The following is a 9,787-nucleotide window of genomic DNA, read 5'->3' as shown; positions in this document are numbered from 1 at the left end:
CCTGATCGGCGGCGCCCCCACGACTCCCGCGTGGGCCGCGGAGATCGGCGCGGCGCACGCGGAGAACGCCCACAGGGCGGTCCGCGTGGCCGAGGGGCTCCTCGGGTGAGCGGGGGCGAAGAGCCCTCTGGCGAGCCCGATCGAGGATCGCCTCGGGTGAGCGCGATCGTCGACCGCCTGCGCCGCGGCCCCACCCTTCTCCTCGACGGCGCCTTCGGGACCATGCTCCTCTCGCGCGGCCTTCCCGCCGGCCGGCCTCCCGAGGCATGGGCCCTCGAAAGGCCGGAGGAAGTGAGCGCGGTCCATCGGGCTTACGTCGGCGCCGGGAGCGAGGCGATCCACACGAGCACCTTCGGGGCCAACCCGATCCGCCTGGCGCTCTTCGGTCTGGCCGAGCGATGCGAGGAGATCCACGCCGCGGCCGGACGCCTCGCCCAGAGCGCACAGGCGCGCTTCGTGATTGCCGATGTCGGTCCGACCGGAGTCTATCTGCCTCCGATCGGCGACGCCGATCCCGAGATGATTCACGCCGCCTTCGCCCGACAAGGTCGGGCCATCGCCCGCGCGGGGGTCGACGCGATTCACATCGAGACGATGACAGACCTGCGCGAGGCGAGAATCGCTCTTCGCGCCCTCAGCGAGAACGCGCCCGGCCTTCCGCTGTTCGCTTCCCTCTCCTTCGACCGGAAGAAGCGCGGGTTCTTCACGCTCATGGGAGACCCCCTCGTACCGGCGCTAAGCGAGATGCTTGAGATGGGGGCGGCGGCCGTAGGCGCCAACTGCGCGCTGGCGAGCCGCGACATCCTCGACCTTGCCCGGGAAGCGAGGGCGGCGATCGGCGATCCGCTCATCATCCAGCCGAATGCCGGCCAGCCCGGCGTGAGAGACGGCCATCTCGTCTACGACCAGCGACCGGAGGAGTTCGCCGCCGATCTCGCGCCGCTCGCCGGCGAAGGAATCGCCGCCCTCGGCGGCTGCTGCGGCACCGATCCGCGCTTCATCGAGGCGCTCGGCCGCCTGCTCGGGCGAAGGGAGTCGCGTTGACCGCGCCCTCGGAGATCCTGGAGCTGCCGGTCATCATCCGGCGGGACGAGGTGCTCCACTTCATCGGCTATCCTCCGGACAGAACCCCCCCGGGACACACGGAGGAGCTACTCGCCTCCCTGATCGACGAAGCCCGCAGCCTCTCGCGAGCGCGGGGCGCTTTCCGTCTGATTTCGTCGGAGGATGCGCCGCTCATCGGACTCACGCCCATCGCGGCCTCCTCCCTGGCGATCGGGCTCGTCACGATCGGCGCGGAAATCGAGGAGAGGGTCGGCGGCTATTTGCGGGAGGGGGAAGCGATGAAGGCGCTTGCTCTGGACGCGGCCGGCAGCGCGGCCGTCGAGGAGGCCGCCGACCGGCTGGGCGCGGTCATCGCCGCGGGCGACATCGCCGGAACGCCCACCGGAACGCGCACCGGGACGCCCGCCGGGACGCGCGCCGGAACGCGCGCCGGAGCGCCCGCGGCCGAAGGGGAAGCGCCGGACGATGGCGGCGAAGCCACCCGGAGGGCGGAGCCGGTTTCCTGCCGCGTGAGCCCCGGCTACGGGCAGTGGAGTCTCGCGTCGCAGGCCTCCCTCTTTCGCCTGTTGCCCCACCGGGAGATGGGTGTCGAGCTCCTGCCGTCGATGCTCATGGTCCCGCGCAAGTCGATCTCCTTCGCGATGTGGCTCGGCGCGGACTTGCGCCCCCTCGAGGGACTGGCCGGATGCGCCCGATGCGGTCTCGACGCCTGCCGCTACCGGAGAGAAACGCGAAGAGAGGCGCACGGACGAGAGAGGAACCAGAGGACGGAGGCCTAGATGGAGAGAATCGCGCGGCCGAGGCTCGAGCTCCTGACCGAGGCGGAAGCGTCGCGGATCGTCGAGGAGGCCTGCCGCGTCCTCGAGACGATCGGTGTCGCGGTCGAGAACGAAGAGGGGCGGCGGCTCTTGGACGAGGCTTCGGCCGAGCGGGCCGGAGAACGGCACCGGATCCCCGAGCGGCTCGTGAGGGAAGCGATCTCCTCCGCGCCGCGCCGATTCGTGATCCACGACCGGGACGGGAATCCGGCGATGCGGCTCGGCGACGACGAGGTGCATTTCGATCCCGGTTCGGCCGCCATCCAGATCCTCGACGCGGGATCCTGGACCCGGCGCGACGCGACAAGCCGGGATGTCGTCGAGATGATCCGACTGGTGGAGGGCCTCCCCCACTACGCGGCCCAGGCGACGGCGCTCACGCCGGGAGACATCCCCGTCGAGATCGCTGATCGCTACCGCCTCTACTTGAGTCTCCGGCACTCCAGGAAGCCGATCGTGACGGGGATCTTCCGCAGCGACGGCATGGCTCCGATGCTGGAGATGCTCGTCGCGATCCGGGGCGGCGAGAAGGCCCTCGCCGAGAGGCCCCTGGCGATCTTCGATTGCTGCCCGAGCCCTCCGCTCAAGTGGAGCGACCTCACCTGCCATTCGCTGATCGAGTGCGCGAGGGCAGGCCTGCCCGCGGAGCTGGTCTCGATGCCCCTCGCCGGGGCGACCGCGCCCGTGACCCTGCGAGAAGCGGTCGTGCAGCATTGCGCCGAGAACCTCTCCGGAATCGTGATCCACCAGCTCGCCGGCCGCGGGTCGCCGATCGTCTACGGAGGCGCTCCTGCCGCGTTCGACATGCGCCGCGGCACGACGCCGATGGGCGCCATCGAGACGATGATGTTGACCGCGGCCTACGCCGAGGTCGGCAAGAGGATCGGCCTTCCCACGCACGGCTACCTCGCCCTTTCGGACGCCAAGACTCCCGACTACCAGGCGGGGATGGAGAGCGGCATCGGCGCGCTCATCGCGGCGCTCGCGGGGATCAATGTCGTCTCCGGCCCCGGCATGCTCGACTACCTCCTGACCCAGTCGCCCGAGAAGCTCCTGCTCGATCACGACGCCTGCGGCATGGCGCTGCGCCTGGCCCGCGGAATCGATCGGCGCCCGCTGGATCCGGTCGAGATGATCCGGGAGGTCGTGCAGGCCGGGGAGGCTCTCTCCCTCGAGAGCACGCGAAGATTCTGGAAGGAGGAGCTCTCCGTCGCCTCCTCTCTCATCGATCGGGACGGCTACGGGGACTGGGAGGCGAAGGGACGCATCTCGTCCGCGGAGCGGGCGCGTGAGGAAGTGGCCAGGCGCCTCTCCGCGGCCGCGGATCCTCCTCTTGGCGGAGCCGGAGGGAGCGGCATCGAGCGGATCATGCTGGGGGAGGCGCGCCGCGCGGGGTTGTCATCCCTTCCCGCGACTTGAGAGCGCTGCGAGAAACATGGCGGGGTCGACGGGGCTCGAACCCGCGACCTCCGGCTTGACAGGCCGGCGTTCTAACCAATCTGAACTACGACCCCGCGAGATCTCCGTCGGTGGCGACGATCGATCGAACTAGAGGCTATCGAACCCCGCGAGGGAGTGTCAATCGTCAAATCCCGCCGGGCCAACCCGCTCCCACGCCTCGCGCAACGCCGCCATCTCCATCTCCCCGAATCCGCAGGTCTCGATCGTCCAGAGCCCCTCGACTCCCCCTTCCGGCCCTTCGTCGAGGAGGTGCGCGAGCGCGGCGAGGCCTCCCCGATCGGGCCGCTCTCGCCGCCAACGCCTCTCACGAAGGAGCCCGAGCAGTCCACCCGCGATCGGGCCGCGATGCAGAACGCCGACCAGGGCGGGACGCGCGGATGCGGCCCGGAGCGCCGTGAGCAGCGACTCGGGGGCATCCGCGTCATAGCGGAGCAGATGGGCGACGCGGCGGGCCGCCGTCGTCTCCGATGGCGGCGGAGACGCGATCTCGCCATATGGGCCGAACCTCGCAGGGAGGATCCAGTCCCACTCCCCCTCCGGCAGGATTCCGCCGCTCGTAAGCCGCAAGCCGGCGGCCGCGAGCTTCGCGATCTCCTCCTCCTGCCACGGCTCCGGAATCGGAGGCAGAGGATCGAGCGGGGCCCAGGCGCGCAAGCGCTCCGATCGGACAGGCTCGATCGATCTCGCGAGGGCGAGCCCCCCACGGAGATCGACTCCGACGAGCAGAAGATCGGCACCGGCGCGGAGGGAGGTGGTTGCGCGCGCGGCAAGATCGCCGCAAGCCCCGAGCGCTCCCATGTCGAGGGAGTCGGTGAGGATCGGACCCAGGCCCTTCGGGACGCGGGCGAGGATTCCCTCGTCCAGCGTGGCGGGCAGCCCCCCGGCACCGCACACGATGTGCGCGGTCAGGACCGCGGGCGCGGGCCCCAAGGCGCTCTTCCAGGAGGAGGCGATCGACGCGTAGGGGACCGCGTGCCTGAAGAGATCGACGCCGGCGGGGACATGAGGAAGGGAGACGTGGGAATCGACCGCCGTCGCGCCGTGTCCCGGGAAGTGCTTGAGACATCCCCGCACGCCGGCCGACGCGAGCCCCTCGAGCCACGCGAGACCGAGGGCGGAGACCAGCTCGGGATCGCTCCCGAAGCATCGCGTCCCCAGGACGGGACTCTCGATCCCGGGGTCGAGATCGACGACGGGAGCGAGCGCGAGATCGCACCCGACGCGGCGCAATCGCCTGCCGGTTTCTCTGCCGTGCGCGAAGGCCGCGGATCGGTCTCCGGCGCGACCCAGAGCCCGCGCGCTCGGAAGACGGACCCACTTCCTGCCCCCTTCATCGATGAGTCCGCTGAGCTGCTGGATCAGCCCGCCCTCCTCATCGACGGCGAAGACGGGGCTGGATCCCGCGGGCCACTCGCCCCGAAGGCGCGCGACCCTCGCCGCCGCGCCTGCGACGGTCGCCTCGCGCGCGCCGGCCGCGAAGGCTTCTCGAAACCAGAGAAGGCCGAGAACGCCCCCGCCGCGTATGGCATCGAGCAGCTCCCGCGAGGGCTCCGCGTCCCTCATGCAGACGATGACGCGCGGCGGGGCCTCGATCCCCATCTCAGCCGCCGACCCGCCCGGCCGCGTCCCGAATCACCACGGGCATTCCGGATACGCCCGGGCCAGCCGGACACCGGGGTAGTAGAAGCGGAGGATCTGTCTGTAGTCGGCGCCCTCGGCCGCCATCCCAAGGGCCCCCATCTGGCAGAGGCCGACGCCGTGGCCGTAGCCGCCTCCGTGGAAGACGACCTTCGCGACCCGTCCCTTCGACTTGCGCACTTCGATCTTGAAGATCAGGGCGCTGGGCAAGCCTCCACCTCCGGCGCGGCGGAAGATCCAGCGGACCCGGTCTCCCTTCAGGGTGAAGCTCTTCTTCTCGAATCGGACGCGCAGCGCCGCGACCCGGAACGATCTCGACTTGTCCTCGAGCGCGATTTCCTTCAGCCGTCCCCATCCCTGGGGGTTCTTCTCTCCCGTCGCTCCGGGGAGTGTCCCTTTCAGGATTCTCTCCAGATCCGCGCCTTCCCACTCCTCGCTCCAGCGGTAATAGCGCGAGGCCGCGCAGAACGACTCCTCCCCCTTCCGGCGGGCGTCGCGCCGCGCCTTGAGGTAGGGCCTCGGGGGGCGGCCCCAGACATCCTCCAGCGAGGCCGTCATTCCGCCGCAGGTCGAGCTGTAGTAAGCCTCGATCGGGTGGCCGTCATGGTGGGCGAGAACACCGCACGTCTCCCGCAGGGCGCGGTCGGTCGCTTTCCTCTCGCCGGCGATCCCTAGGTAGACCTGGTCTTCGACGGTGGGAAGCAGATCGAAGCCGCGGGCGCGCCACCGGTTCAGATGCGCAAGCGTGTAGGAGCGCGCGGCGACCGCCTGCGCCTTCACCGCCTCGAACCCCTTCGCGCCGCCATCGCCGATCTCGGCCGGAAGGACGCCGCGCAGATACGATTCCAGATCGATGACATTGACGACCGAGAGCCGCCCCCCTCCCGCGGCGTAGACGATCGCCTCACCGCGGTATCCTTTGCCGTCGATCTCGAGGCAGAGATCGCTTCCCGGGGAAGGAAAGAGAAAGAGCGTGTCGCCTCCTGCGGGAAGCCTGGCTCCGCGATGATCCTCGATCTGGAGACGGTCGCCGACCGCCTCGAAGCGCCAGGATCCGCCGGGAGGGACCTCCTCGATCCTCCTCCCGCCGCCCAGCGCCCCGATCCTCCACGAGCCGGCGGATCGGATCGAAGCCGAGAAGACCTCCGGCGCGATCCCGATCTTGACGATCGGAGTCCGGGCCTCCGGGGCGCCTCCGGCGATGTCCGGCATGAGCGCGAGCGCCAGAAGGAGGACGGCCGGGCGAAGCCGCATCCTCTAGCCCGCCTTCCTCGCGCGCGGCGGCCGGTGGCCCCCGGCGGGTTCCGGGCGCGACGAGAGATTGCCCAGAACGACCGGACGCGGCGAGAGGCTGCCCAAGACGACCGGGCGCGGCGAGAGGCTGCCCAAGACGACCGGGCGCGTCGCTCCCGTGACGGAGGGGATGTTGCCGGGCCTGCGGGCGAGAAACTCCCGGGCGAGAAAGGCGAAGAGGACGCACTCGCGGTCGCGCGCGGAGACGCCGCCTCGCTCGAACGGTCGCACAGCGAAGCTGCGCGGCTCGAAGCGCGCCCGCAGTTCGCGGAGGATCGCCCCGTTGCGCAGTCCGCCCCCGCAGACCCAGAGCGAGCGGCCCCACGATCCGCCGCGAGGGAGAACGGTCGATGCGACCGCTCTCCAGGCGCACTCCGCCGTCACGGCCGCCGCCGTGGCGAGAAGATTCTCGATCGCGCGCGGCGGCCGGAGCGCTCCCGCGAGGAAGTGATCGAGGAACGGCTCCCCGAACTCTTCCCTTCCCAGGGAGCGCGTCGTGCGGCTTAGAAGCGGCCGGTAGGCTAGAGCGCGCGCGAGCAGCGTCGGATCGACTCTCCCGCGAAGCGCCATGCCCCCTCCCTCGTCCCGCCCAAGCCTGCCGCGGCTCCAGCGGCGCGCGAGGCCGTCGAGGAGCATGTTCCCGGGACCGACGTCGAGTCCGACGACCCGCTCCCGATCTCCCGACGCGGGGACCGCGGTCAGGTTGGCGATCCCTCCAATGTTGAGGACTAGCGCTCCCCCTCCGCCGCGGAAGAGGGCGTGATCGAGAACCGGGCTCAGCGGCGCGCCCTCGCCTCCCGCCGCGATGTCGGCCTGCCGGAAGTCGCTGACGACATCGATTCCGGCGATTGCGGCGACGCGCTCGGGGGAGCCGATCTGCAGCGAGCACGAACCCCCCTTCGCGGCCGGCAGGTGGCAAACGGTCTGGCCGTGAAGGCCGATCGCCCGCACGTCTGACGGTTCGACTCCCGAGATGGAGAGAACGCGCGCCGCCGCGACTCCGAACCGTTCACCGATTCTGGCGTCGAGGACGCAGAGATCGCGCGCGCTCATTCGATCGGGGCCGGCATAGATCAGATCCCGGAGCGGAGCGGGAATCGCCGCCGATGCGCGCGCGAGCAGGCGGATTCGGAGGGGACGCTCACCGCCTGCCCGAGAGGAAGGCGCGCGGACGAGGCAGGCGTCGATCCGATCGGCGGAGGTTCCCGAATTCAGCCCGATGTAGAGGCCGCCGTCGGGGATCTTCGGCTGTCGGATCGCCACGACTAGGGGGCGAGACGGACTCCGACGAGGAGGGCCGCGTCATAGCCGACCGTCCACTTCTTCGGCGTGTCGAAGGCGTGGAGCGTCCCTTCCAGAGCGACGAAGAGCCCCGAGGTCCTGTAGAGGCGAAGCCCCGCGACTCCGTGTCCTCCCCAGCTCCAGGCGCCCACCTCGTTCCGGCCGGAAGGGTTGTCATAGACGATGTCGCGCTCGTAGGCGGCGATCCCGGCTCCGAGATAGGGAACGCCGGCATCGCCGATGGGGCAGCACTCGGCGCGCCAAAGGAGCGTCGCCTCGTAGCTCGTCCGTCTGAAGGAGCGAGGCGTGTCGCCCTCAAGCGCTCCGAGGTCGGGCCCGTCTCCAACGACCCCTCCCCGGGTTGCGCCATCGTTCCAGAGCATCGAGGCGCGAAGGCGCCCCTCCGTGTCGCAGCACCACGGCACCTGGATGAAGAGGGATCCACCCATCCCTGGACTCCAGTTGTCCTGGAGATCGCCGAGGTACCCGCCCATGAGCAGCCCGCCGCCAACATCGAACGAAGCGCGCTCGCCCCCTCGGGCGACCTGCCCCGCAGCGAGCGGAAGGACGCAAGCCAGAAGGACCACCGCGAACCTACTCATCGCCTCTCCTCCATTCCCAGGCGCCCTTCGTCTCTTCGCCTCATCGATCGGCGCCACGACGCCCACGATCCCGGCGGACGGTAGCACGCCCTCCGGGGCCTCGCAAGGACGGGACGGCGTGCGGCCTGTGCGGATCCGCCGGGGCGCCGGCCCTCCTCAGGGCCTCGCGCAGGATCCCCCCCGCCGCGCGGAGGGCGGCTTTCCCCTCGGCCGCGCCCGCTCCTGTCCTGCCCATGTAGATCGCGAGCTTGACGCTCCCCCCCGCCCTCCGCAACAGCCGGGAGGCCGAGGGGCGCGAGAGCCCCGTCGTCGAGACCACAAGGCGCAGGCCGCGCGCTCTGAGCTTCTCGCTCCGCGCCTGAAGATCGACCATCAGGTTCCCGAAGGCCTTCCCCTGGCGGACCCACGCGATGGTCGAGATGAGGTTCAGGGTCATCTTCTGCGCCGTGCCCGACTTCATGCGCGTCGAGCCGGTCAGGACTTCCGGCCCGACCGGCAGACGGATGACGACATCGCACCCCTTCTCCTCTCGTCCCGCCCGGTTGCAGTGGATGAAGACCGTTCGCGCCCCCTTGCGCCGCGCCTCATCCACGGCGGCGAGAACGAAGGGCGTGCGGCGGCTGGCCGCGATCCCGATGACCAGATCGCCCGGCCCGCACCGCAACCGGGCGATCTCGCGCCGGGCTTCCGCGGCGCGGTCCTCCGCCCCCTCGATGGAACGGCTGAGCGCCCGCGAGCCGCCCGCGATCACTCCGCGCACGCGGCTCTGCGGGCTCCCGAAGGTCGGAGGGCACTCGGCCGCGTCGAGGACCCCGAGCCTTCCGCTCGTCCCCGCGCCCACGTAGAGGATCCTGCCGCCCGAGGCGAGGGCGCGCGCCGCGAGGCCGGCGGCCTTCGCGATCCGGGGAAGCGCGGCGTCGACCGCCTTGAAGGCCTGCAGGTCCTCGCCGTGGATCAGGCGCGCCATCCGTTCCTCATCGAGGAGATCGAGATCCCTCGTCCTCGGATGGCTCGCCTCGGTCTGCAGACCCGCGAGCTGCCGCCAGACGCTGACTCTGCTCTTCCTGGGCATCGGATCCTCCGGAGTTCGGGGCCGGCAGACGCGTCATGGAGATCGAATCCGCCGGGAGGTCGAGGCTAGCAGCTCCGGAGAAGCGAGGAAAGGAGCAACGCTTGCTCCGAGGCGGCGCGCGTCGCTCTCGCCCGCCACCATCGCCCGCCACCATCGCCCGCCGCCTGGTTTGACTTGCGGATGGCGGCCGCGTACGCTCCTCTGTTCGCTGAAACGCGGTCGGAACGGGGACATCTGGACCAATCGATGCAGGCACGCACCACAGACCGAGGAGCAGCGCGAGCGGGCGACGCGCGAGCGCTCCTGCTCGTCGGGAACCCCAATGTCGGCAAGAGCGTCCTCTTCGGCGCCCTGACCGGACGCTACGTCAATGTCTCCAACTACCCCGGGACGACGATCGAGGTGACGCGCGGCACGCAGGCCGGGCCGGAGGGGCGCGGGGAGGTCATCGACACTCCGGGAACGAACCACCTGATTCCGATGTCGGAGGATGAGCGGGTCACCCGGGACATCATCCTCGCCGAGACGGAAGGAACGATCCTGCAGGTCGGCGACGC

Annotated in this window: 9 protein-coding genes and 1 tRNA gene; 4 read left to right on the top strand and 6 right to left on the bottom strand. The window is 70.6% G+C overall.

What is annotated here, in order from left to right:
• The first annotated feature begins 156 nt into the window (after nucleotides 1-156).
• Genes FJY88_09370 through FJY88_09360 form a run of 3 tightly spaced genes read left to right on the top strand, consistent with a single transcriptional unit; the run spans nucleotide 157 to nucleotide 3,302 of the window.
• Complete coding sequence (locus FJY88_09370; GenBank protein ID MBM3287539.1) at nucleotides 157-1,044, top strand: methionine synthase I, cobalamin-binding domain-containing protein; 888 nt, start codon at nucleotides 157-159, stop codon at nucleotides 1,042-1,044.
• Nucleotides 1,041-1,844 carry a hypothetical protein gene (locus FJY88_09365; GenBank protein ID MBM3287538.1) on the top strand — a complete coding sequence of 268 codons (804 nt, stop codon included), beginning with the start codon at nucleotides 1,041-1,043 and terminating at the stop codon, nucleotides 1,842-1,844. The genes FJY88_09370 and FJY88_09365 overlap by 4 nt, the downstream gene beginning before the upstream one ends.
• Nucleotides 1,845-3,302 carry a hypothetical protein gene (locus tag FJY88_09360; GenBank protein ID MBM3287537.1) on the top strand — a complete coding sequence of 486 codons (1,458 nt, stop codon included), beginning with the start codon at nucleotides 1,845-1,847 and terminating at the stop codon, nucleotides 3,300-3,302. It begins immediately after the preceding gene.
• A 17-nt stretch (nucleotides 3,303-3,319) separates the two neighbouring features.
• On the opposite strand, the gene FJY88_09355 is transcribed toward FJY88_09360, so the two are convergent.
• The 6 genes from FJY88_09355 to murQ all read right to left on the bottom strand — a co-directional run bounded on the left by FJY88_09355 (nucleotide 3,320) and on the right by murQ (nucleotide 9,230).
• A tRNA-Asp gene (locus tag FJY88_09355) sits at nucleotides 3,320-3,397 on the bottom strand.
• A gap of 64 nt (nucleotides 3,398-3,461) precedes the next feature.
• Nucleotides 3,462-4,943, bottom strand: coding sequence for a glycoside hydrolase family 3 protein (locus FJY88_09350; protein MBM3287536.1), 1,482 nt, complete (start codon nucleotides 4,941-4,943; stop codon nucleotides 3,462-3,464).
• Nucleotides 4,944-4,976: 33 nt separating this feature from the next.
• Nucleotides 4,977-6,236, bottom strand: a complete 1,260-nt coding sequence (locus FJY88_09345) for a SpoIID/LytB domain-containing protein (protein ID MBM3287535.1) — start codon at nucleotides 6,234-6,236, stop codon at nucleotides 4,977-4,979.
• 3 nt (nucleotides 6,237-6,239) lie between these two features.
• Nucleotides 6,240-7,538, bottom strand: a complete 1,299-nt coding sequence (locus FJY88_09340) for an anhydro-N-acetylmuramic acid kinase (GenBank protein MBM3287534.1) — start codon at nucleotides 7,536-7,538, stop codon at nucleotides 6,240-6,242.
• A 2-nt stretch (nucleotides 7,539-7,540) separates the two neighbouring features.
• On the bottom strand, nucleotides 7,541-8,158 hold the full coding sequence (locus tag FJY88_09335; GenBank protein ID MBM3287533.1) for a hypothetical protein: 618 nt from the start codon (nucleotides 8,156-8,158) through the stop codon (nucleotides 7,541-7,543).
• A gap of 40 nt (nucleotides 8,159-8,198) precedes the next feature.
• Nucleotides 8,199-9,230 (bottom strand): N-acetylmuramic acid 6-phosphate etherase, encoded by a 1,032-nt coding sequence (murQ, locus tag FJY88_09330; GenBank protein MBM3287532.1) that lies wholly within the window; start codon nucleotides 9,228-9,230, stop codon nucleotides 8,199-8,201.
• 246 nt (nucleotides 9,231-9,476) lie between these two features.
• On the opposite strand from murQ, the gene FJY88_09325 reads away from it, so the two are divergent.
• The coding region (locus FJY88_09325; GenBank protein ID MBM3287531.1) for a ferrous iron transport protein B at nucleotides 9,477-9,787 on the top strand (311 nt) is incomplete at its 3' end.

Source organism: Candidatus Eisenbacteria bacterium, assembly GCA_016867495.1.
Lineage (GTDB): Bacteria > Eisenbacteria > RBG-16-71-46 > CAIMUX01 > VGJL01 > VGJL01.
Note: the sequence above shows the minus strand (reverse complement) of the source record. Positions and strands in the feature narration are given on the sequence as shown.

Coding starts and splice junctions, on each gene's coding strand:
- FJY88_09360 (MBM3287537.1), top strand. CDS start 1,845: ATGGAGAGAATCGCGCGGCCGAGGCTCGAGCTCCTGACCGAGGCGGAA.
- FJY88_09350 (MBM3287536.1), bottom strand. CDS start 4,943: ATGGGGATCGAGGCCCCGCCGCGCGTCATCGTCTGCATGAGGGACGCG.
- FJY88_09345 (MBM3287535.1), bottom strand. CDS start 6,236: ATGCGGCTTCGCCCGGCCGTCCTCCTTCTGGCGCTCGCGCTCATGCCG.
- FJY88_09335 (MBM3287533.1), bottom strand. CDS start 8,158: ATGAGTAGGTTCGCGGTGGTCCTTCTGGCTTGCGTCCTTCCGCTCGCT.
- murQ (MBM3287532.1), bottom strand. CDS start 9,230: ATGCCCAGGAAGAGCAGAGTCAGCGTCTGGCGGCAGCTCGCGGGTCTG.